Annotated in this window: 26 protein-coding genes, 1 tRNA gene and 1 other RNA gene; 12 read left to right on the top strand and 16 right to left on the bottom strand. The window is 42.0% G+C overall.

Translation table 11 applies throughout. The annotated features are described in order from the left end of the window. Positions 1-626 precede the first annotated feature (626 nt). The 7 genes from BT112_RS01855 (at position 627) to BT112_RS01825 (ending at position 7,062) form a co-directional block, all read left to right on the top strand. Positions 627-1,877: a hypothetical protein gene (locus tag BT112_RS01855; protein WP_072315652.1), complete on the top strand. Its 1,251-nt coding sequence runs from the start codon at positions 627-629 to the stop codon at positions 1,875-1,877. A gap of 128 nt (positions 1,878-2,005) precedes the next feature. Then, positions 2,006-3,886: a MutS-related protein gene (locus tag BT112_RS01850; RefSeq protein WP_072315650.1), complete on the top strand. Its 1,881-nt coding sequence runs from the start codon at positions 2,006-2,008 to the stop codon at positions 3,884-3,886. Continuing rightward, a complete protein-coding gene (locus BT112_RS01845; protein ID WP_072315648.1) occupies positions 3,883-4,725 on the top strand; it encodes an alpha/beta hydrolase in 843 nt (280 codons plus the stop codon). The genes BT112_RS01850 and BT112_RS01845 overlap by 4 nt, the downstream gene beginning before the upstream one ends. Positions 4,726-4,899: 174 nt before the next feature. Further along, positions 4,900-5,430: a TrmH family RNA methyltransferase gene (locus tag BT112_RS01840; RefSeq protein WP_083564731.1), complete on the top strand. Its 531-nt coding sequence runs from the start codon at positions 4,900-4,902 to the stop codon at positions 5,428-5,430. Positions 5,431-5,481: 51 nt separating this feature from the next. Beyond that, complete coding sequence (locus tag BT112_RS01835) at positions 5,482-6,078, top strand: HEAT repeat domain-containing protein (RefSeq protein ID WP_083564757.1); 597 nt, start codon at positions 5,482-5,484, stop codon at positions 6,076-6,078. Beyond that, the gene (locus BT112_RS01830; protein WP_072315643.1) at positions 6,075-6,431 is read left to right on the top strand and encodes a VOC family protein; all 357 of its coding nucleotides are present in this window, start codon (positions 6,075-6,077) and stop codon (positions 6,429-6,431) included. Before BT112_RS01835 ends, BT112_RS01830 begins: the two co-directional genes overlap by 4 nt. A gap of 163 nt (positions 6,432-6,594) precedes the next feature. Beyond that, positions 6,595-7,062 carry a DinB family protein gene (locus BT112_RS01825; protein WP_072315641.1) on the top strand — a complete coding sequence of 156 codons (468 nt, stop codon included), beginning with the start codon at positions 6,595-6,597 and terminating at the stop codon, positions 7,060-7,062. Between the two features lie 191 nt (positions 7,063-7,253). On the opposite strand, the gene BT112_RS01820 is transcribed toward BT112_RS01825, so the two are convergent. The 5 genes from BT112_RS01820 to BT112_RS01800 form a co-directional block, all read right to left on the bottom strand. After that, positions 7,254-8,210 carry an alpha/beta hydrolase gene (locus BT112_RS01820; RefSeq protein ID WP_245776970.1) on the bottom strand — a complete coding sequence of 319 codons (957 nt, stop codon included), beginning with the start codon at positions 8,208-8,210 and terminating at the stop codon, positions 7,254-7,256. 115 nt (positions 8,211-8,325) lie between these two features. Then, the gene (locus BT112_RS01815; protein ID WP_072315637.1) at positions 8,326-8,835 is read right to left on the bottom strand and encodes a cupin domain-containing protein; all 510 of its coding nucleotides are present in this window, start codon (positions 8,833-8,835) and stop codon (positions 8,326-8,328) included. 16 nt (positions 8,836-8,851) lie between these two features. Further along, positions 8,852-9,202 (bottom strand): cyclophilin-like fold protein, encoded by a 351-nt coding sequence (locus BT112_RS01810; protein ID WP_072315636.1) that lies wholly within the window; start codon positions 9,200-9,202, stop codon positions 8,852-8,854. Positions 9,203-9,302: 100 nt separating this feature from the next. After that, the gene (locus tag BT112_RS01805; protein WP_072315634.1) at positions 9,303-9,866 is read right to left on the bottom strand and encodes a sugar O-acetyltransferase; all 564 of its coding nucleotides are present in this window, start codon (positions 9,864-9,866) and stop codon (positions 9,303-9,305) included. A 77-nt stretch (positions 9,867-9,943) separates the two neighbouring features. Next, complete coding sequence (locus BT112_RS01800) at positions 9,944-10,810, bottom strand: helix-turn-helix domain-containing protein (RefSeq protein ID WP_139275971.1); 867 nt, start codon at positions 10,808-10,810, stop codon at positions 9,944-9,946. A gap of 786 nt (positions 10,811-11,596) precedes the next feature. Here BT112_RS01800 and BT112_RS21465 point away from each other — a divergent pair. Continuing rightward, positions 11,597-11,770, top strand: a complete 174-nt coding sequence (locus tag BT112_RS21465) for a hypothetical protein (RefSeq protein ID WP_175545721.1) — start codon at positions 11,597-11,599, stop codon at positions 11,768-11,770. 107 nt (positions 11,771-11,877) lie between these two features. On the opposite strand, the gene BT112_RS01795 is transcribed toward BT112_RS21465, so the two are convergent. The 9 genes from BT112_RS01795 to BT112_RS01755 form a co-directional block, all read right to left on the bottom strand. Next, positions 11,878-12,393 (bottom strand): hypothetical protein, encoded by a 516-nt coding sequence (locus BT112_RS01795; protein WP_072315630.1) that lies wholly within the window; start codon positions 12,391-12,393, stop codon positions 11,878-11,880. A gap of 17 nt (positions 12,394-12,410) precedes the next feature. After that, positions 12,411-13,058, bottom strand: coding sequence for a nucleotidyl transferase AbiEii/AbiGii toxin family protein (locus tag BT112_RS01790; protein ID WP_072315629.1), 648 nt, complete (start codon positions 13,056-13,058; stop codon positions 12,411-12,413). Positions 13,059-13,061: 3 nt separating this feature from the next. Continuing rightward, a complete protein-coding gene (locus BT112_RS01785; protein WP_072315627.1) occupies positions 13,062-13,550 on the bottom strand; it encodes a helix-turn-helix transcriptional regulator in 489 nt (162 codons plus the stop codon). A gap of 223 nt (positions 13,551-13,773) precedes the next feature. Next, positions 13,774-14,166, bottom strand: a complete 393-nt coding sequence (locus tag BT112_RS01780) for a phage integrase SAM-like domain-containing protein (RefSeq protein WP_245776962.1) — start codon at positions 14,164-14,166, stop codon at positions 13,774-13,776. Between the two features lie 106 nt (positions 14,167-14,272). After that, positions 14,273-14,345: transfer RNA gene (locus BT112_RS01775), tRNA-Pro, on the bottom strand. Between the two features lie 191 nt (positions 14,346-14,536). Continuing rightward, positions 14,537-16,801: a M1 family metallopeptidase gene (locus BT112_RS01770; protein ID WP_072315625.1), complete on the bottom strand. Its 2,265-nt coding sequence runs from the start codon at positions 16,799-16,801 to the stop codon at positions 14,537-14,539. Positions 16,802-16,867: 66 nt separating this feature from the next. Further along, positions 16,868-17,377, bottom strand: coding sequence for a DUF6702 family protein (locus BT112_RS01765; protein ID WP_072315623.1), 510 nt, complete (start codon positions 17,375-17,377; stop codon positions 16,868-16,870). Positions 17,378-17,408: 31 nt separating this feature from the next. Continuing rightward, entirely contained in the window at positions 17,409-18,179 is a 771-nt protein-coding gene (locus tag BT112_RS01760) for a carboxypeptidase-like regulatory domain-containing protein (RefSeq protein ID WP_139275940.1), read from the bottom strand. 50 nt (positions 18,180-18,229) lie between these two features. Continuing rightward, positions 18,230-18,973 carry a carboxypeptidase-like regulatory domain-containing protein gene (locus tag BT112_RS01755; RefSeq protein ID WP_072315620.1) on the bottom strand — a complete coding sequence of 248 codons (744 nt, stop codon included), beginning with the start codon at positions 18,971-18,973 and terminating at the stop codon, positions 18,230-18,232. A gap of 210 nt (positions 18,974-19,183) precedes the next feature. Between BT112_RS01755 and pepE the strand changes: the two genes are divergently transcribed. Next, positions 19,184-19,888, top strand: a complete 705-nt coding sequence (gene pepE, locus BT112_RS01750) for a dipeptidase PepE (RefSeq protein WP_072315619.1) — start codon at positions 19,184-19,186, stop codon at positions 19,886-19,888. Here the strand turns inward: pepE and BT112_RS01745 are convergent. Both BT112_RS01745 and BT112_RS01740 read right to left on the bottom strand, forming a co-directional pair. Then, entirely contained in the window at positions 19,885-20,211 is a 327-nt protein-coding gene (locus tag BT112_RS01745; protein WP_072315618.1) for a DMT family transporter, read from the bottom strand. The genes pepE and BT112_RS01745 overlap by 4 nt on opposite strands. A gap of 22 nt (positions 20,212-20,233) precedes the next feature. Then, the gene (locus BT112_RS01740) at positions 20,234-21,277 is read right to left on the bottom strand and encodes a glutaminyl-peptide cyclotransferase (RefSeq protein WP_072315616.1); all 1,044 of its coding nucleotides are present in this window, start codon (positions 21,275-21,277) and stop codon (positions 20,234-20,236) included. Between the two features lie 89 nt (positions 21,278-21,366). Here BT112_RS01740 and ffs point away from each other — a divergent pair. The 3 genes from ffs (at position 21,367) to BT112_RS01725 (ending at position 22,597) form a co-directional block, all read left to right on the top strand. After that, an RNA gene (gene ffs, locus BT112_RS01735) (signal recognition particle sRNA small type) lies at positions 21,367-21,465 on the top strand. A gap of 119 nt (positions 21,466-21,584) precedes the next feature. Then, positions 21,585-22,169, top strand: coding sequence for a hypothetical protein (locus tag BT112_RS01730; protein WP_072315614.1), 585 nt, complete (start codon positions 21,585-21,587; stop codon positions 22,167-22,169). Continuing rightward, positions 22,151-22,597 (top strand): hypothetical protein, encoded by a 447-nt coding sequence (locus tag BT112_RS01725; protein WP_072315613.1) that lies wholly within the window; start codon positions 22,151-22,153, stop codon positions 22,595-22,597. The genes BT112_RS01730 and BT112_RS01725 overlap by 19 nt, the downstream gene beginning before the upstream one ends. Positions 22,598-22,668 lie beyond the last annotated feature (71 nt).

Raw genomic sequence — 22,668 nt, 5'->3', positions numbered from 1 at the left:
TATAAGGTAGTCTAATGAAAATCAATGAAATAATTCACCTTGTACTTTTATTCCCTCTTTTATGGCTTTTTGTATTTGATGTGCAAAGGCTTAATAGAAGAAAGCTTTTCCTTAAGTATTTGTCGATTTCAATTGCAATTCTATTTTTCGGAATAACATATGATTATTACTTTACTAAAGGAGGGAAATCTTTAGTCTATTTCAGTTCTCAGATGAACATTATGTTTTTGATCCTGTATAAATTAATTCGGATCCCATATTTCAAAATTTATAAAAGAGAACCTGAGATATCGAGATCTCCTGAAAAAAAGATTGATATTATTCCGACCTTGATCATAATTTCAGGAATGTTAATTTTACCATTCTTAATTGATAGTCTGATTATTCAGAAATTAATAAAATGAAAAAAATATATGGAGAAAATCGTTAAATACTTTTAATAATCCTGAAAACAATGGTGTAGCCACCAAACCGCCCGGACCTTTATCGCCGGATCAAAACCAACCGGAAGTATGGGCTGCAAAGCAAAGCGCCGAATGGAAACGGAGAGCCATACAGGATCTGGAAAATGAGATCGTGTATCTGAGGAAACGAACGAAACAAAATTACCCTGAACCAAAACAACTATGAATCGCATATTAACACTCTTTTTAACCCTGATGGTATTGTTGTCTTTCGGACAAGATAAAAATGCATATTTGCAAAGTCATCGTTTTGACCTGAATGCAAAAGAGTTCGATTTTCCTCAGCGGGATTTTAAAATACTGGGATTCGGTGCATATCACGGGAGTGCAAAAACGGAGAAGGCCGAGTATATGCTGCTCAGATCGCTAACGGGCCAGGGAGTGATTAGCTATTACCTGCCCGAAACAGATTTTAGTATAGGGCATTACTTTAACACGTATTTGAAAACGGGGGATACCTTACTTTTAAAGGACCTGGTTACACATTACGGGATACGGGTACCGCAGGAAAAAAGTATAGAAACCTACAGGAAATGGAAAAACATAAAAAGACTCAATGACGGCCTGCCGGAAGCCCGAAAGCTGACTGTTATCGGGATCGACGAGATCGTGAGTTACAAGTATACTGCAAAACATCTTTCGGAGATCGTCGATTATCATGCCTTGCGGGAGTCGTCGTTAATGGCCGTAGTAGCTATGGTGAAAACGGACACTACGGACTTTTCACCGTATTATGACAGCTATTCTAAAAAAGTCCTTAAAAATCTTGTTTCCCGATACGAAAACAACCCTTCTGCATTTGATCCTCACCTTCTCGATAAATCTGCTTTCGACCATATCATACGTAACCTGAAGTCTTCATTTGATCCGTCTTCTCATCGGGAGGGGATTATTTTTGACAATTACAGGCAACTGGCTCCTGTATATGATTTCGGTACAAAACCTCAGTTTGTAAGATTCGGGTTCGGTCATCTTGAAAAAGCTCCGGAAGGAAATAGCATATCGTTTTTTACCATGTTACTCCAACATAGTGTTTACGACAAAAACGAGGTGCTTTCGGTTATAGGATATCTGACGGAAAGTCGTGTACTTTGGGATTTTGTATATGATGATCAAGGAAATTACAGTTCCTATACTACCGAAGGTGGATATGGGATCGGGGATTATGAAAAGGAATATTTCCGTGGTATTGAAAACATAAAGAAAAACAAGCTGTCGGACATGACCCTGTTCAGGCTCAATGCAAGCGATACGCCGTATAGCGACGGAACGCCGGATTTGATTGAGGTGATCATGGCAGATGAAAAATCCAACGGGGATCTGGTACGGGGAAAATCTACGACTGATTTCCTGGACTATGCCATCCTGATTTCAGGTTCGGAAGCCAATACCCCCATTCAGGAGATGAAATAAAAGTGTCGTTCACGGCCGCGAGGAGACTGATGATGCATGGAAATCTGAGTTGTCGCTTATTCAGGCCTGGAAACCTTTTGTGTTCTCGCAGCCTGCGGAGTGATTCATCCGATTTAAAAAATAACCTTATGAATATTTACCACGAACATGTAAAGAAGTACGATCTTGAAATTATCCGTTTGAAAAAACGGTTAAGCAGCATATCACTGTTCAGGGTTCTTGTTTTTATCACCGCGATAGCTATGGTGATCACCTTGTTCAGCCTGGAGCTGATCATTCCCTTATGGCTGGCATTACCGGTCTTGATCTTGTGCTTTAACAGGGTTTTAAAACTTCATGATCATATCGCCTACCGTATACGGCACGCCGCATTTCTGAAAGATATCAATGCCTCCGAAATTCGCAGGGGAAAGTGTGAACTGGAAAAATTTGACTCCGGGGAACGATTTATCGATCCCGATCACCCGTACACCTCCGACCTGGATATTTTCGGGCCGCATTCTGTTTTTCAGCTGATAAACAGGACTACTACGGAATCGGGGATGATACGCTTAGCGGAATGGTTGTCCGAATCTGCATCTGACACCGAAATTGTTGAAAGACAAAGGGCAATAAAGGAATTATCCGGGAAACTGGCATGGAGGCAGGATTTCCAGGCCGCAGGGATGCACTTCCGGAATAAGAAAAGCGATTATTTTGAATTGATGAATTGGGTGGGAAAACCAACGGTATTACTGAAACGTCGCCATATTTACAGCACCGTTGCAATTATTCTTCCCGTACTTTTTATTTTTTCGGCATATTGCTTTTACACCGGGCTTGGCACAACAACCGGTGTAGTATATTTCGGGTTTATGATACTGTTGTTGTCTGTTAATGGAATGTTTTTGAAAAAAATAAGGCCCCAAGCCGAAGATATCGTAGAAACTTCTACAAAAAATATGGACACCCTCAGAGGGTACCGGGCCCTTATCCGGAACATGGAAAGTGAGAACTTCAGCTCCGGGAAACTGCAAGCCTTAAGGGCGGTATTTGTCGGTAATGGCTATTCGGCATCTGCCGAAATAGGCCGGATATGCAGTATATTGGAGTTTTCGTATCAAAGACCTGTGAAAAGGATGCCGTTGGGAGGCAATTATATGTACACGATAGTGAACATTTTCCTGTTGCTGGATATACACCTGATTCTTGCTACCGAAAAGTGGAAAACAAAACATGTAACCTATTTAAAATCGTGGGCAGAAGCGGTGAGTGAATTTGAAGTACTCAACAGTTTTGCAGGTTTTTGGTATTCGAATCCCTCCTATACATTTCCGGAACTTTCATCCAAAGACAACGAAGTCTATTTTGAGTCTCTGGGCCATCCGCTGATAGCTCCGGACGACCGGGTATGCAATGATTTTGTGTCGGAAGGGCCCGGGAATGTGGTTATGATCACAGGCTCAAATATGGGCGGGAAAAGTACTTTTTTAAGAACGGTCGGAGTAAACCTCGTACTGGCCCTGGCAGGAGCACCTTGTTGCGCCACATACGCACGGGTTTCTAACCTGGGCGTATTTACCAGTATGCGTACCCACGATAATTTGCGGAGTGGGATATCTTCTTTTTATGCGGAACTACACAGGATAGAAAAACTGCTGAAACTGATAGCCGATAACCGGAACATTTTTTTTCTGCTGGACGAAATGTTCAAAGGAACCAACTCGGAGGACAGGCACAAGGGAGGTTTTTCGCTGATACATCAGTTAAGCGGGCTCAGGACATCCGGAATTATCGCAACTCATGATATAAAGCTGGCCCAACTGGCAGGAGATCAGAAGCTGGTGACCAATTACAGTTTTAACAGCGAGATCAGGAACAAGACCATGGTTTTCAGCTATCAGCTTTACCCGGATATCTGTTATGATTTTAATGCCAGTGCGCTTATGAAAAACAGCGGTATTCATATCCTTTCTGAAATTCCGGACGCGAATAATACCTCACATGATCATAGAACAAAACATCCATGAAAACACTATTTTTAACAGGAATTTTCATGTTTTCCTTTTTGGCTTTCACCCAGGAAGAACCCGATCCTGATGCGTACTATGCAGTATCCGAAACCATATTTATCGAATCGGAAGTTTACAAGAAACAAAGGGAATTACAGATATTCATCCCGGACGAATACTTTTGGGAAAAAAACCGGCATTTTAAAGTCCTCTATCTTTTTGATGCCCAAAACACCCGGATTTTCAATTATATAAGCGGAAATATTCAATTACTGTCTATGAACACCATCGAACCTGTTATTATTGTAGGCATAGTAACCGAAGACCGGTGGGATGAATTTCTACCTCCGAACAACCACGTGGAGACTTTAAAAAGGTATGAACCTCCTATGGGGCATGCAGACCTTCTGATACAACATATACAGGAAGAAGTAGAACCATTTCTCAAAAAAAATTACAGAGTTCAGGATTACAGGTTGGGCATCGGTCACTCGCTCGGAGCAACTTTTGTAACCTATGCTTCGATGAAAACAGACAACTTGTTCGATTACAATATTTTGCTGAGTCCCAATTATAATTATGACCAAAAGCAGTTTGTAGATAGATATAAAGAATTTGTCGGTAATGACCTGGAAAAAAATAAGACGTTTTATTTTACAAATGGATGCGGTGATCGTTACGAAAATGAATTTGACGGTCCGTTACAGGAAGTCATCGCCATATTGGAAGATTCCGGAAATGAAAAAATAAAATGGGAATATAAAAAGACGGATATTGATAATCACGGACTGATCTGGCTTGCAGTCTGCAACGGACTACTGCATTGGAATGCGTATATGACAAAAGAAGACAAATAGAAAAGATCGGGTAATGCACGCTAACTCATTACTGGATATTTCAATGGAGCAGACACGAAATCTTTACCAGGCATAGAATGTGTTTAGGACGATAATTCTGTTTATCTTTAAGGTATGGTATCATCCGGAAATAGGAAATGATATCATCGATCTAAATTTAATCTGTATAAAAAATTGACGGGCCACTTTGAACTTATTGCGGTGTTGGAGAATCCGAATTACATGATCAATATCGGAAATGTTATCCGTAACATCAACGGACTTGGGGTTGACAAGTTATTTATAATCGACGGACAGCACAGGCTTGCGGATAACCCGGAAGAGATCAGACAGCGAAAATCACTTTTAAAACACTCCAACGGAGCTGTCAAATGGACGTTCGTCAAAGTATTTGATACCACCGAATCTTGTATCGGTTTTCTTTCCGATAGTCAGTTTATCTCCGTAGGAACATCCCCGCATCCCGTGTGCAGGAAACAGGTAGGGCTACCCGAATCGGATCTGACATATCCTAAACTTGCCATTTGGTTCGGGGACGAATCCCGCGGATTGAGCGAAAAGGCCATTCAAGCATGCGAATATTGCCTGACCATAGCGATGAAGGGTAGGGTGGAGAGTCTGAATTTGTCCACGACAACCGGCATCGTGATGTATGAAGCTGTAAATCAACGGGAAAAGGGTGTTGTACTGAGATTTGATCTATGAGAGAAACAGTAGGTTTGTCGGTGACAGGGGAGTAACTCCATGACTTTAGCGATGAAAAAACTCCTTGACGACATAAAGAAAATTGAACACGGGTTCAGGCATATTATTGAGGCAGGTGATATTATTTTGGCAGATAAAACACAAAAGCATTTTGATCTTGCGACAAAATTTTTGACGGACCCCAGTTATCAGGTCAGAATGCTGGCCACTTATCTTTTGGGACAACTTTCGGTTAACAATGCCGAAGCCCTCCGGCTTCTCGAAACGAAAGTTGCAGACGACAACGATTGGCGTGTGCAGGAAATGCTGGCAAAGGCATTGGATTACTATTGCCAGGCTATAGGCTATGAAAAGAGTTTACCGACCGTTAAAAAATGGCTGACAGCCACAAACCCGAATGTAAAAAGAGCGGTTATCGAAGGATTGCGTATCTGGACAAGCCGCCCTTATTTTAAAGAAAACCCTGAAACAGCCATTCGGTTTATTGCAAGTGCAAAATCTGACGACAGCGAATATTTGAGGAAATCCATAGGGAATTCCCTGAGAGATATTCGCAAAAAACACAAAGACCTTGTGGATGCCGAAATATTGAATTGGGATCAGGCAGACAAAAAATTAGTATTCATTCAAAAGTTGATTTACAGATGAAAATAGAAGATTACGACAATTTTTTCCTCGGAGCAACAGACCTGGAAAAATCAAAGTTCTTTTATCGCGATACATTGGGGCTCGACCTCAAATTTGATTTTAGCAATATGGGGATGACGGCGTTTAAGGTAGGAGAAAACGAACCCGCGATAATATTGAAAGACCTTACAAAATTTCCGACAGCCAAACCTGCGATCTGGTTTAAGGTAGCGTCTGTTCAGGCGACCTATGAGGAACTAAACAATAAAGGAGTGGAATTTTTGACTGCACCATACAAAATTAGCACAGGCTGGGCTGTAGAATTTAAAGATCCTGCGGGAAATGTTTTGGGATTTACGGATTACGATATGTGAGAATGGTACTGTTTTGCTGATCTTAAATGATTGAATTACAGTCTTCATAATCCGAACCATGCTGTTGCGGTATAAAAGGTTTGTGGTGTTGCTCTTCGGAGAGCATGTGTCATACACAATGCCGTTGACTATAATGTGAAACCATATTTTTGAAACAAAGAGAATGACTCCATCGGAACTTATAATTTTAAACTTTACGGAAATCAGGAGAAAAAGCGTAAAACTCTGGAAAGAACTTCCTGAAAACTATTACCATTGGAAACCTGACGAAAAAGCAATGACTGCAATAGAAATGATCAGGCACGTTTTAGAAGCCGACTATGGATGGAATATCATAATAAATAAAGGGGATATGACAGCTTATAAAACGCCTTGGAAAAATCGGCCATTCCGTAGTGTTACTGACGAACTTGAATTTGCCGAACCCTACCGGAATACATTTTTGGAAAGTGTCCGGCAATTTTCGGATACGGAATTAAACGAAACTGAAATCATTCATCCCGGTAATGGGGAGAAGAAAATCCTCGGAAAATATTTATTGCGTATTGGATATCACGAAGCTGTTCACGCAGGACAGTTTCTTTCCTATTTAAGAGCCATGAATATTAATCGACCAGAGATATGGGATTAAAATAAAAAGACTACAGCCAATACGGGTAAGCGTTACACATCTTAAGGCTCTTAAAATGATTTAGGGATTCGTACTATAAAAACATGTCTGATCCACTTTTATGGGAAAAAAGGAAGCACCTTAATCACATCATCCAAAAAAAGTGTGTAAAGTGCTTCCTTTAAAACTAAACTGAACTTGAATCCTTTTTCTCATTTCAAGTTCTCTTCAAAGAAAGATTCCAATTTGTCAAAGGGAATGACATCGGTTTTGTCATACAAGTCGGTATGTACTTTATTGGGGATAATCAATAACTCTTTGGGTTCGGAAGCAACTTTGTAAGCATCTTCACTGAAATATTTAGAATGTGCATTTTCTCCTGCAATCAGTAACATTGGTCTTGGCGAAATTTCCTTGATGTAAGTCAAAAGCGGCATATTCATAAAGGACAAGCTATTGGTTGCTGTCCATGAGCCATTGGAGTTTAAAGAACGTTCGTGAAAACCTCTTTCAGTTTTGTAATAATCATAATATTCCTTCACGAATTGCGGTGATTTCTCATTGGTTTGTGCCAATCCGTTTTCGGGATATTTTGGTATGCCGTTTTTGGCATCTTCCCAACGTTGCAGGCTCATTTGTTTAAGTATTTCACGACGTTGTTCAGGTGTGGTAGAGCCAAAGTATCCCTCTGCATTTACTCTCGACATATCGTACATACTGGTCGTGGCAACAGCTTTTATCCGTTTATCCACCGCTGTGGCGTTGAGTGCAAAACCGCCAAATCCGCAAATGCCGATGATGCCCAATTTGTTTCTGTCAATATTATCCTGTAAACCAAGAAAATCGATTGCAGCACTGAAATCTTCAGTATTGATGTCGGGTGATGCCACGTTGCGTGGTTCGCCACCGCTTTCTCCTGTGTAGGATGGATCAAATGCCAAAGCTACAAATCCACGTGCTGCCATTTGGTTGGCATACAAGCCTGAAGACTGTTCTTTTACCGCTCCGAATGGCCCGCTTATTGCCAATGCCGGTAAATTGTTTCCACCATTTTTGGGAAGGTACAAGTCACCTGTCAATTCAATGCCGTAACGGTTTTTGAAGGCTACTTTCTGACGTATCACCTTATCGCTCAACTCAAAAGTATAATGTTCTGCTGTCTTGCTCATAATTTCTGATTTTTGTGTTTGTGCTTCTTGTTTAACTTCTCTTTTTTGCTGACAAGCTCCCAATAGCAACAGCGAAAATGTCATTGCTACCAATTGTATCTTCATTTTCCTTATTTTAATTTTGTTGCTTTTTATACTCCTCGTCGGTTACGGCTTCCTGCCAATCGACAATGCCATTTTCAGTGTTGGGCACGATGTACAATTGCTGTAATCCGACATCTGGACTTGCTCCGTGCCAATGCCTTACATTTGGCGGACACTTTACCACATCTCCTTTTTTGATGATTTCAATGGGCTGTCCTTCAATTTGGTGGTAGCCAACTCCATCTGTGATAATCAATATTTGTCCTGATGGATGCGTATGCCAATTGCTTCTTGCTCCGGGTTCAAAAAACACGTTGCCAACGGCTGTGGTGAAAACGGAGTCCACATCTACCAATCCAATATTATATGCATTTCCTGTAAAAAAATCTGAAGGGCCTTTTTCGCCTTTTGGAAAAATAGCGTCCAATTCGTTTTTGTCTGCGTTCATATTTTCTTGCTTTTTTTCATCGTTTGAATTGCAAGCAGTTATCAGGAATAAACTTCCTGTAAGGATTGCAATGGTTTTGATATACTTGTTCATAGCTTTTAATTTTGAGTTATTGTTCCAATTCGAAGGTTACGGCAATTTTTCCTTTTACTTTGAAATACTCTATTCCACTCGTAATTTTTCCCAAGGAAATCAATCCGTTGGAATAGCCGAAATCCTTATAAAACAGAGCAATATTTCCCCAAGGGGCATACAGCGTAATATCGCCAACGGACGGGTTGAAACCTTTTGGGGCATCCTGAACTGAAAGTTTTCGCGACGGATAGAATATCTTTTCCGTATTGGCATAATCGTCCATTTCTACGGTAAGCGGAAGCATGGTCACAAAATCCCTGCTTGTCGGGGTGTTGTATAAAATTGCTGTTGCCGTATTTCCCTCTATTGTTATTTTTAGTTTCATTGTATCTTGTATTGATGTGCTCCACTTTTTGTCCTTACCCCAGGCACACAATTGAATACAGCCAAGAATAAGGATGATGGCACATCGAGTTTTTTCAGTATTATTCAATAGTTTTAATGATTTTTGCCGGAATACCACCTACAATCATATTGTCAGGAACATCTTTTGAAACCACTGAACCTGCGGCAACTACCGAATTTTCGCCGATGGTAACACCTTGTAGAATCGTAGCGTTTGCTCCGATCCAGGCATTCCTTTTGATACGGATAGGTTTTGGAACAAGTGAATGGCGTTCATCTGGCGAAATAGGATGTCCTTCGGAAAGCAAACTGACTTTTGGTGCTATAAGTACATTATCTTCAATGGTAATACCGCCTAAATCCAAAAACACACAATCAAAATTGATAAATACATTTTTACCGATTTTGGTATGCTTGCCATAATTGATATATAAAGGGGTGAACACGGCCACACTTTCGTCAATTTCCGTGTTTGTGATTTGACTCAACAAATTTCTGATTTCAGTTGGGTCTGTTACATTGTTCATTTGCACGAGTAGTTTTTTCGTGTCGTATGAAGCATTTCTTAATTCTTTTCTTTGGCTGTCACTGGATGAAATAATTTCTCCGTTTCCCAATCGCTTAAAAATATCCGATTTATCCATCTTTGTATTCTTTGATACAAAGGTCGGGTGATTTTAATAGGTGCCGTTAAAGATTTTCAAACCAATGATTATGAAAATCAAACTTTTTCTAACCGAATGGAAGATGGACTAACTCCTGTTTGCCTTTTGAAGAAATTATTAAAGTAAGTTGGGTACTCAAATCCCAAAGCGTATGCGATTTCCGAAACATTCCAATCGGTGTTTTGTAAAATGGCTTTGGCTTCACTGATAATGCGCTCTGAAATGTGGGTTGTGGTAGTTTTTCCCGTAACTTCCTTTACGGCACGATTCAGGTAATTGACGTGTACCGAAAGGTCCTTTGCATAATCTTTGGCAGTTCTCAATTGAAGAGGCCTATCGGAACTTTCTACTGGAAATTGCCGTTCCAAGAGCTCCATAAAAACGTTAGTCAATCGTTCCGCTCCGTTTTTGTCCTGGTTGTAATTTTCAGACGGTTTTAATTTTAAGGATTCGTGCAAAATCAAGTCGATATAATTACGAATCAGGTCGTCTTTATGTTCATAGTCAGATTGTTGTTCTTCAATCATCTTTTGAAAAATGCTATTCAAAAACAGTCGTTGGTCTTCTGAAATTTCTAAAATCGGAGTGCCACCCATTTTGAACAAAGGTGATTTTTGCAACGTTTCCGAATGCTTCCCCGAAGTGTAAAAATCTTCTGAAAAAAGAATAGTATAGCCCACATATCTGGTAGAGAGCGTTTCCCAGGAATAGGGAATATTCGGGTTTCCGAAAAATAGAATGGTAGCTTCGGCATCAAAGCTTCTGTCAGCATAGTGAATACGGCTTTTACCCGTGGTCAAACAGATTTTATAAAAATCCTTTCGGCTATACACCTTGGTCGCATTGCCGTCTTTCTCAATTTGAAAGACATTGAAGCCTTTTAGTTTTAACTCGTTGTTGTATGTAGACAAATTTCTTGACATCATGCAAAGTTAATAAATTCAAATAGATCATACGGTACATTGAATAGTGGCAGTTTCCTTTGATTTGTTAAATATTACTTTTTTAAAAACCAATTTGCTTTCTGTTCTTTTGGTCAATCTGTACCTTATCTTTTTGCAACAGGTAGTTCAACGCTTGGTAGATGTCCTTGGATTTAATGTTTATTTCTATTTGAAATTCGGCCATTTGCTCCTTTAAATTCCCATAGTCCGCAAGATGCTTGCTATCCCCTGACGATGGAAATGTTTACCTGTTCAATATACTGAAGGGCATGGTGAACCCTTGTTCGGAAAATGCAAAGGGAGCACATATCGTAATCCTATTTTATTAGATGTGATTGGACATCACAAATGGTGATCTCCAATACTCCAACTTTTCTGTGGTCAGTTTAAACATGAAATCATAGGGAAACGTTGAATGTTCCGTCTCACGACCTGTTCCGGTATCCTTAGTTTCAACTGACGTTCTATCCATTTCAGTTTTTGCGACAGATATAGCAGCTTTCGGAACCGTTCGATAGGCTTCATTATGGTATTGCTACCTATCGGTTTTTGATGGTTCCCCGGAACGTAGCCCCCGTAAATATTTTTCGAACTTTATAATGAAATCATAATCCAGTTCCTGTAAATATTTATCGGCAGTTCTATATGCTTTTAAGGAACTTGAAGATATAGCGCTGGATAGTGAAATAGTTTTTTTGTGTGCCCATGACATTGAACATTCCATAATAGGGGATAGCGTATGTAAACTTTATCAAAATGTGAAACATGGAGTTGGGAAGACAAGGTTCTGATGAGCAATTTTATCCTATAGATTACGGTAATGACGGAACATTTGTTCTATTGACAGCCAAACAATTTGACTTTGTATTACGGAATTATCCAATGGATAATAAACATCCGACAACATTAAGCGCTTGGAAAAGCAGAAACGGAATATAAAACTGCTCCCGATATTAGCTTATAAGCTATTGTAGACTACAACTAATGAACGACTCTGTTAAATTGTTTTTTTTATAATAAGGGAATTCCGGCTAACTCAGCCATAATTAGTTTCGTGTAGGTTTCCAATACTTCTCTATTTGCCAAAAATATTCAAAATTCAAAGTCCTTAATTTTTCAATCAAAAGAAAATATTGTTTTTCACCTAACTGTGTCCATTTTGTATTTCCTACTTTCAATAGCTTATTCTCTTTATGCAGATTTGTTAGCAAAATATTATCTATGGGAGGATGTGCTACCCTGGAAATCTCACCCTTTCCCGAATCCCTGATGATTATGGCCGTTTTAATGTAAATAGAAATAATCTTTGCTACTCTACCATAAGTTGGGTCTTTTATATTAATCCCTTTAAAATAATCCATTAAATCATTTGAGGTCTTACGGTGAAATTCATCAAATTCAGATTCTTGAAAGAAGTTCAGGGGAGTATCTATAAGGTTTTCTTTTAGCCGGGCATGGTCAATAGCAGCTTTAATATTTTGAGTATTGGTAAAATTTCTTTGTACTGCCCTGGCCGCTGTCCAAACAGCAAAATTATGGAGATATTCATTAAAATTGTTCATAAAATATTCGATTAAGGTTAATCTCTGTAATTCTTTATAACCTCCTGTATATCTTCTTTTATAAATTCCCAGTATTTCCCCAATAAACATGAGGGATCGAAATCTTCATCCGCCCTGGAAAAGTCCGTGAATTTTTTTAGTATGAGTTCTTTGTCGTGGTTGTAAGGATAACGCTGTTCGTGTAGCCGTAGCATTTGGTCGATACTGTATGAATCGAAAAGTGCGTGCAAATCCCAAAAATCCTTTTTACGTCCTTCGCGTTGTACTACATCGAGTTTCATAGCAATAATTTCTTCAACAGTAGCCATACGAATGCTATCTTCTACCAGAGGAGGCTGAATAAAAGGGTCTGTATAAAAAACATCAAGTTTTAAGGCATTTTCTGCACGCTCCCCGATAAAGTAGGATTTGCCCAATGCCGGGACTACATCAGACAGGTGATTTATATACGGGAAGTTCGTTTCCAAATATTTGGTTATTCTGTTAAAATCAATATCGCCATAGGCAAGATCGCTAAAGAGATCAATATCGATAGATTCCCGATGCCCGATTTGCAAACTCAATGCAGTGCCGCCTACTAATCTGAAATCGCTGAATTCCCCGGCCGTCATAAGCTGAACCAAGCTGTTGCGGAGCCAATGGTTTACTGTATTGTAATATAGCATTCTTTATGATTCTCTACCTGAAACGGTATAGGGTTTTCTGGTTATTGATTTCAGTACAGCATTTACTTTTTTTGCTCCGTAAAAACGACGGATTTCGTTTTTTTCGGTCTCATTGCCCCGTTCAAAAACTCTTCTGATAACTGCTTTATATTGCTTTTGCCAGTCTATACGGTTTATATCGGTATCCCAAAACAGGGGTTTTCTCAGTAAGGAAAGATCGGGTGTTATTGAAGGCCGTTTTTCTTTTTCCTTACGGATGTCATAATAGGTCTGCAAAATGGCTAATGTACCTTCTTCCAGTCCCAGTTTTTCTTCGATCTTAAGGGCTAAAGCCGTATTTAGCTTTCTTTCGCCCCGGATAATGGCATTCAAAGTTTGCGGATGTTCCTGTATGGCCATAGCAAAAGGACGTTGTTTTAATGAACGCTTTTTTAATTCACGCTTTAAAACAATCCCCGGATGAATTCCCTTGTATTTTAAGAAGTTGGCCATAGTACAAATATAAACAATTTTGTTTACATTTTTAATGCAAGATCCTTGCCAACTTTAATGAAGTTCCTTTTCTCCCGGAGAGACTTCCCATATATTGGGTAAAATAAAATGATTTTATCCTGAATTCTTATCAGATTTATCCGTCTCCTTTGACATTAACCTGCTCTCCGAAATCTGCATATCTTCATGTATTTTTCCTTCCAATACCCATGCATAAATCTGCTTAGTAGAAAGTTTGGTATGCCCCAACACAGGTACGTAGATAGTATTCAAAGTCCGTAATAAAGCGATAATTCAGTTGTTTGAGGTAGATGTCACTTACCTTTAGTTTCTCCCTTAAAAGGGCTTTCAGATACTTCTCCGTAGTGTAGTAGTTCTTCATGGTGCCCGGCTTTAAAGTATGCACCATACTTTCATTGTGATAGGTGACAAGTTGCATCAGGGTTTTGTGCTGCTCGTCCTCACCGAGAAACCGTTTTTTAATGGCATCGGGAGTAATGACTTTAAGTTCGCTCAACAATTGCTTGTGGCAGTCGAGTAGCTGGCTGTACACTTCATCCAGATAAGCGTTGAGCCGACGACTGTTAGGAGTATAAAAATACTCACCAATTTGCACACCGAATTGCACACTTTTTAGATGATTTCAGTTGATATCATAAAAATAAAAAGCACTGAAAATCATACGATTAACAGTGCTTTATAAACTATTGGTTTAACCTCTGTCGGGGTGACTGGACTCGAACCAGCGACCACACGCACCCCATGCGTGTACGCTACCAACTGCGCCACACCCCGATGGTCTGCTAAGACTGCATATAGTAAAGAACGTTTTCTCTAATGCTGCGCGAATATACAGAAAAAATATAAGCTGCAAAACATAAAATACAAACAAAAATCAAAGAGGGCTTTTACCGTATTGATTACCTGTCTGTTTGGCTAAAACCAGCTGAAAACGGGCGTTCCCGAAAGAGACGCCCGTAGTGTATTTAGGGTTTGTTTACCTTTTCTTTAAAGGTCTCGAAGGCCGATTTCTGGGCTTCCTGCGGCCAGAAATTGTTTGTGATATTTACATCGGCTGTTTCCTCCCTGGGGTCTATCGCTATTTTTACGATTTCTTTATCAGTCGCGATAACCTTGGATATTTCCGCATCGTTCTTTCGCCAGATCTCCACCGGATAAGTAACCGTATCGGTAGTGCCGTCTGCATAGGTATATTCTACAATGAGCGGCATAGGCATGCCACCCGGTTTTTCGAAAGTTATTTCGGTAAAGAATGCGGGTTGCCTGAGCTGCGCGCGTTCTTCCGGAGAAAAGTTGTCCAGAAGATATTCCCGTAGCGGTGTGGAGTGGTCCTGCGGTGTGCCGGTTTTAAGGTTGTCGTTGTAATTTTCCTTACCTTCTTCGGCCATAAAAACGATAGGGGCGTTCTCGGGGATGTTCCTTTCGTTCAGTACGGCTTTTACCTCGTCATTGGGTTTGGAGGCTACAAAGAACTTCCGGACGTTTTTAATACCTATATCCACATAATCGGTAGTGTAGAACCATCCTCTCCAGAACCAGTCGAGTTCCACACCGGAAGCGTCTTCCATGGTGCGGAAAAAGTCCTCTGGATTGGGGTGTTTGAACATCCAGCGTCTGGCATAGGTACGAAATGCATAGTCGAAGAGTTCGGGCCCCATAACCGTTTGGCGGAGGATGGTGAGTCCGGCGGCGGGTTTTCCGTAGGCATTATTACCGAGTTGATAGACATTTTCCGGGTTACTCATGATAGGGGTTATAAAATCTTGGTTACCACGCATGTATGTAACCATAGTGGAGGGTTTTCCACGGCGGGAAGGATAATTTTCCATATAATCCTGCTCGGTAAGGTACTGTAGGAAACTGTTGAGTCCTTCGTCCATCCATCCCCATTGTCTTTCGTCGGAATTCACGATCATCGGGAAGAAGTTATGACCGACCTCGTGGATGATTACACTGATCATTCCGTATTTGACCCGGTCGGAATAGCTGCCGTCTTCATCGGGTCTTCCATGGTTCCAGCAGATCATCGGATATTCCATTCCCTGGTTTTTGGCGTGTACGGAAATAGCCTTCGGATACGGGTAATCGAAGGTATGAGCGGAGTATGATTGGAGTGTATGGGCTACAACCCTGGTGGAATACTCTTCCCAAAGCGGATTCCCTTCCTTGGGATAAAGAGATTCGGCCATCACGGTTTTGTCGCCGATTTTCACAGCCACGGCATCGAGTATGTATTTTCTGGAAGTAGAAAAAGCAAAGTCACGGACGTTCTGTGCCTTGAATTTCCAGGTTTTTTTCTGGTCTGAGAATGATTTTTCTTTGGCTTCGGCCTCTTCTTGTGTTACGATGATTACCGGTTCGTCAAATGATCTGGTGGCCTTCTCATAGCGTTCCATCATAGTTTTGGTAAAGACATCCTTACGGTTTTGCAGTTCGCCGGTGGCTTCCAGTACGTGATCAGCTGGTACGGTGATATTTACTTCGTAGTTGCCGAAAGGGAGGGCAAACTCCCCGTTGCCCCAGAACTGGTAGTTCTGCCAGCCCTCGGTATCGTTGTACACTGCCATCCTGGGAAAGAACTGGGCAATGATATAAGCGTTATTACCGTCTTTCGGGAAATGCTCGAAACCGCTGCGGGCACGATTGGTAATATGGTTGTTGATATTGTACCACCACTTTACGGAGAAAGCGATCTTTTCGCCGGGTTTCAAAGCTTCCGGCAGATCTATACGCATCATTGTAAAATTGATGGTGTAGGGTAGGGCCCTTCCTTTGGAATCTTTTACATATTCGATATTAAATCCGCCGTCGAAAGCGGGTGTCAGGTACTTTTCTGTAAAGCCTTGTGGGGTATCGGCAGGAGCCATAGTCTCCTCGTTTTTCTGTAGGGCCGGGGAATTTTTGGAACGGATATTCTGATCGAGCTGTACCCAGAGATATTCCAGCTTGTCGGGAGAATTATTGATGTAGGTAATGGTTTCCGATCCGTATAATTTCTGGTTTTTATCGTCCAGTTCCACATCGATTTTATAGTCGGCCTGTTGCTGATAATACGCAGGCCCCGGAGCGCCCGAAGCCGTACGGAACATATTGGGCGTACTGAATTCCTGGTACATCTGCCGGAACTTATTGGTATTGGTATGTCCCTGTTGTGGCTCTTCCTGGGCTCGTACACCACTGCACAGCGACAGGGTCAGGGCACAGGATACTGCTAATCTCGATACATTCATATTTTAGGGTGGTGTTAGTTCGGTGAAACAAAGTCGCAAATTATTCATTTTTTATACGGCAGGCCATTACTTGTCAAACTTTAACACGCACTGATCCTCATCTTTCTGCAGTAAAAAGCTTTTTCGGGTATCTCCCGACCGTATATGTACGATATTCTGCTGTTCGGGGTATGTTTCGTACAGTAGTTTGTTTTCGGTTTTCAGGGAGGTGGGAAGCGGGACATCTACGGCTTCGAGGTAGGAGACCACCATATCGTCTTTGTATTCTTTGCCCAGGTAACGCAGAGTTACTTTGCGGCCGTTAACGGTGATCAGGAGTTTGGAAGCGTAATAGTTTTCGAGGTACGTATCGGCGTCAGGAAGTTCGTGCTCGGAGATAAGCCCGGATTTGATCTCATACCTGTTATCTATGGTTTTTTCCAGATCATCGGCAAAGACACGCGATACGATCTGTATGGCTCTTGATTCCCTGTCGTAATTGATGTCGGTCGTACTGACATAAAATTTGTGTATAGCCGTAAAGCCCGTCAGGGGAAGAAGGAGGAGCAGTATACTTATTTTTAAAAACTTATGCATATCAGGATAACGGTTTAACCATGGTATAAGATCAGTGGGTTGAAGGCGGGGAAGGGGCGTAGGTACCTGCACATTTTTCGAGGAATTCCTGCAGGGACATCATGTTGTCTGCTGCCAGAATAGCGTCATATCCCGGTTGAACGGAACAAAAGTATAAAAAATTGTAGATGTTTTCTGTTGAAATTCCGATGGAATTAAAGAAATCATCGTCAAAAGCGTTCCGTATTTTTTCCAGTCGGGCAGTAGCTTTTTCTTTGCGCAACCGGTCCTTAAGCATTTTGGTCCTTCCGCTAATGGCATTGATAATAGGGTTTAACGGAATGAACCCTCCGCCTGTAGTAGCTTCGTTTAGCCGGCGTTCGGTCTGTGTGGGAAGACGCCGGGTAGCATTGGGCAGCCCCATGTGGATAGCGGTGACGCTATCGGTTTTTATCCGTCGAAGATCCGTTGTCAGGTTTCCCGTCAGGTTTTTCAGTACGACCTCGTCCAGTTCCGTGACCTTTTCGGTCAGGTGTATCAGCAGTTCCGGGCTATCGAGCATGGCTGCACCGATCACCATCTCTTCTTTTTTAAACTGTACGGCCGAGAAAACTACGGTATCCCCTTGCTGTGCAGGAAGTTCAAAATAGCCTCTGGCATCGGTAATGGTGGCCCTGCCTTGCGAGCGGTTGATGACATGTACGCCGGTGACATCGGAAAAAGCATTTTCTACCTGCCCCTTAAACGTACTTTGAGCCTGAACTCCATATATGGAAAACAGCATGATAAAGAGTGAGAGCCTGTTTTTAGGAAGTGCAGACAAAACGGTGTTTTAAAGATGGTGCCGGTGCTCCGGAAATACTGAAAAAGGATCTATTTTTCCTCCTGGAGTGATTTCCTGTAATTCTCGCTTTGTTTTACGAGAAATTCGATAAGTTCGAATTCGTTGTCTTTTCGGAGAAGTGACTGTCTCGGTATCCTGTCGTCGCAATAATAGAGGAAGTCATCGATCTTATCCTGCGGGATCTTAAGGTCGGCTACGAAAAACTCATCATTATACACCTGGCGTAGAACTTCGCTTACTTTAAGCTGTCTTTTGGTGCCCTCCGCACCTTCATCGGCCTTGAACAATGCTTTGAAGATATTTACAAAGTTTATTCCGTTTTGCAGACTGTGTTCCGGAGTGGCCATGTTCTGCGCAGTCGAAGAATAATCCTGTTCATAATCGAACTTCTTGAATTCTTCTCCCTTGAGCTCCAGGAATTTTTCTTCGTTGTCGGGAGTCACCACAACCTCGTCCAGTTCGTTTACCTTTTCGTTGACTTCGATAACCAGTCTGTTGTTTTTCAGGATACTGTCGTTGATCTCTACGGTTTTCAGTTTATAGTTTACCGCAGTAAAAGCGAGGTGGTCGCCATTTTTGACATAAATTTCAAATTCGCCATCATCGTTGGTGATCGTCGCATTTTCGGTATCTATATTGATGACGTTCTGGTTGGGAACATTGGTGTTTTTATATAATACTTTTCCCCGGAGAATGACCCTGTCGTCGTCTTGAGCCTGAAGTTGTAATGTGAAAATAAGTGAAAGTGTGAGAATAAAAAGTACTTTTCGCATAGGGTCTGTTTAGTTTATCACTCTAATATATACACCGTTACTTCCGGATCCCGGGAGATCACACGGACAAACAGCGTTCCGTTGAGATTTTAAAGATAAAGAAAATACAAGATTACCGGAAAAAAAACAGGATCACAATTAAAGTTTTGTTAAATACAATTATTTAAATTTACAAAAAATCCACTTAAGCATCACATAAAAAACAGGCTGATGAAAAAACTTATCATTGCCAGTACTTCTACGGTTCATGGCAGTTCTTATTTAGCTTATATCTTACCGCAACTCGAAGAATTTTTTAAAGATACCAAAGAGGTCCTTTTTATACCGTATGCCCGTCCGGGAGGGATATCGCATGATGCCTATACCGAAATTGCCCGTAAAGGATTTACCGCTATAGGGAAGTCTGTTTCCGGTATCCATACCTTTGACGATCCGGCAGAAGCACTTCGCAATGCCAAAGCCGTCTTTACCGGTGGAGGAAACACTTTTTTACTGGTGACCCAGTTGTATAAAAACGGGATCATGGAAGTGCTTCGCGACGCAGTACTCGGCGGTGTCCTCTATTTCGGTACCAGTGCAGGGGCTAACATTACGGGACTGACCATGCAGACCACCAATGATATGCCTATTATTTACCCACCGAGCTTTAAAACACTGGGGCTTGTACCCTTTAATATTAATCCGCATTACCTCGACCCGTCCGAAGGCAGTAAACACATGGGGGAGACCCGCGAAACACGCATCAGGGAGTTTCATCGTATCAATACGCAACCTGTTGTGGGATTGCGGGAGGGGAGCTGGCTCGAGGTAACGGGGGATACCATTACACTTCGCGGCGATCTTACCGCAAGGATCTTCGAACAGGATAAAGATCCGTACGAGATCGGGACAAACAGCAACCTCCGGATATCTTAATGCGAAAACACTTTGAGGCCCACGATAGAAAGGATGAGCGTGCTGATAAAGAACAATCTCCAGAAGTCTGCCGGCTCCTTAAAAAACAGTATCCCCATGAGTACGGTACCCACGGCACCTATTCCGGTCCATACGGCATAGGCCGTACCCATGGGTAAGACCTGCGTTGCGCGGTAGAGGAGATACATACTCACCGAAAGGGAGATGAAAAAACCGGTGACCCACCAGTAGGAAGCCGGAGCAGGTACTTCTTTGGCCTTACCGAGGCAGAATGTAAAACCTACCTCGAACAGGCCGGCGATAATAAGGGTTATCCAGGGCATGTTTATAGTATTGATATGGTAATTATTCCTGTTTGGCGACGATCCTGACCTCGAAGATTTTGTCCCAGTTTTTCCCGGTGACAAAAAATGTGTCGTTTTCCTTGTGGTAGGCAATTCCGTTGAGCACATCGAGATTGTTGTTTTGGCTAACTCTGTCCTTAAGTCCCCGGAAATCTATGACACCTTCGATAGCACCGCTTTGGGGGTTGATGATCATAACTCCGTCTTTTTGCCAGGTATTGGCATATATTTTTCCATGTGCAAATTCCAGTTCGTTGGCCATGGAGAATACCGAGGTATTGGTCACCGTTTCGATATGGTCTTTCTCTTCCAGGGTTTCGGGGTCGAGAATCCATATTTTTTCGGTACCGTCACTTTTATATATATGTGTGCCGTCATTGCAAAGCCCCCAGCCCTCGGTACTTTGATCGTAGCGGAATTCTTTGATTTTGTTGAACTTCATATCGTAGACAAAGCCGATGTTGGCTTTCCAGGTCAACTGGTATATTTTTCTGTTGAGAATGGTGAGGCCTTCTCCGAAATACATGGAATCCAGTCCGGTTTTCCGAAGGATGGTACCGGTGCGGTAATCGATCTGCCGTAAAGAAGACTGCCCGCGTCTTCCCGTGCTTTCGTAAAGCGTATCGTTGAGAAACTCCAGTCCCTGGGTAAAGGCATTGCTGTCATGGGGATATTCGTGGAGTATGGTGTAGGAGTAGAGCTGCGGGGCTTTTTCTGCCAGTACGGCAACTTTGGTCGATATCCGGTCCGATTTACCGTCGTAGTACACCTGGGCTTCGAGATTGCGGTGACCGAGACGGATACCTGTAAAAACCATGTTCCCGTCCCTATTGTCCATCCGCTTTCCGTCGATACTGTAAACGACAGAATCGATAGTTTTGTTCTTTCTGTTTTTGAGCTTAACCTGTACGTTCTGGTTGTATTGTACCTTATCGGATCCGTCCCCGATAGTGATGGAAAAATTTTTGGTCGAAGCTTTTTCCCCGTTGCAGGCCATGAACAGGCAGAGTAGTAAATTGACTGTTAACCATTTGAGCATTTTCATTGCGGTTTGTTTAAGATATGGCAATGTATTCAATAAAATTAAGATGGTAAAACCTTTGGCAAAATATAAAAAAGAAGTACATTTGCACCCGGCAAGTCCTACACGACCAGCTCCTGTAGAATCCCCCAGGGTGGGAACGCAGCAAGGGTATACGGTCGTAGCGGTGCGATGTAGGTAGCTTGCCTTTTTTTGTACCCTGAAGTCACGAAAACCACCGGGGTGCAAGTCTTCACAAAGATCCTGAAAACGGGAAAAATGTTCGGCCTTTTTTCTTTATAATTCCTGCGCTCCTTATTATTTTTGCGGCATGAACAGAACGAAAAAAGGCAACCTGGCCAGAAACGGATTGATAGGGGCATTGTTTTTAATTCACTTCATATTTCTGCTGATTATCCTCATAGAGTTTAAAGCGCCATTTTATATCCTCATCTTTATAGCGGCTTTGCTGTTTATTGTGCTTTTTTCCTATCTGAAATCGCCGTTACATATCGAGGGCTTCGATTATGACTCCTGGAAACTGGTGATGTGGGTACCTGCAGGTGCTTTGATCGCATTTGCGCTGAACACGGAAATGGGACTGGGGCCCGTGCTCGGCGGTTCCGTAACGGGGTTTGCCGCTTCTTTTATACCGGCGATAAACAAGAGATCCGCATACCTGTCGCGTTTGCCGGAGGTGCTCTATTGTGGTGCTTTCGTAGGGATGTCCAGTCCGGATGTGGCCAACGGGTTTACCTTTGTAACCATAGCCTCGCTGATCACAGCTTTTTTTCTTATGTTTTCCCGGAATATTCTCCATGGTGTGGGCGGTAAACTGGGAACACTTGCATTTACAGGGGTCGTGATCGCATCGGTTATTTATCAATTATGGAATATATGGAGCTTTTGGTATTGATTATAACAGCTTTGACAGGGACATGGATAACGTACTACAGTTGTACCCGGTGGTCGTGGTCGGCAGTACGTTCTTCTGCAACCTGGAGTATGATCGTAGCGCTGTTTTTCCGGTTTTTTCCCGACCTTTTCCCGGCGGAGCTGACACGGCTTATTCCCGTAGCCTTTATCGGGGCTACCTTTGTCGGGATGGTTTCGGCACGACAGACGACAAGTTATTTGGGTATCGGTCTGGCAGCGCTTATTTATAGTGTAATACTATTGCATACCAGCGCGTATTTTCAGGGATATGGTGGTGCACTTGGTACCACGGCCTGTGTGGCCCTACTGGTGGTTTTGAGCTCGCGCTACCTCAGATCCGATAAAAAAGCATACGTCGGAACCCGGAAAATATGGAAACATCTGAAAAAACCGGTACGCAGATCATAAGCTTGTACTTCGGCCATACAGATGTTTTTTTGAGAAGCTTATTTTTGTTTTTTCCGGGAGTTTTTCACCGA

The sequence above is a fragment of the Sinomicrobium oceani genome, assembly GCF_900119185.1.
Classification (GTDB): Bacteria; Bacteroidota; Bacteroidia; order Flavobacteriales; family Flavobacteriaceae; genus Sinomicrobium; species Sinomicrobium oceani.
The sequence above is the reverse complement of the archived record's forward strand: the minus strand, read 5'-3'. Positions and strand labels throughout refer to the sequence as shown.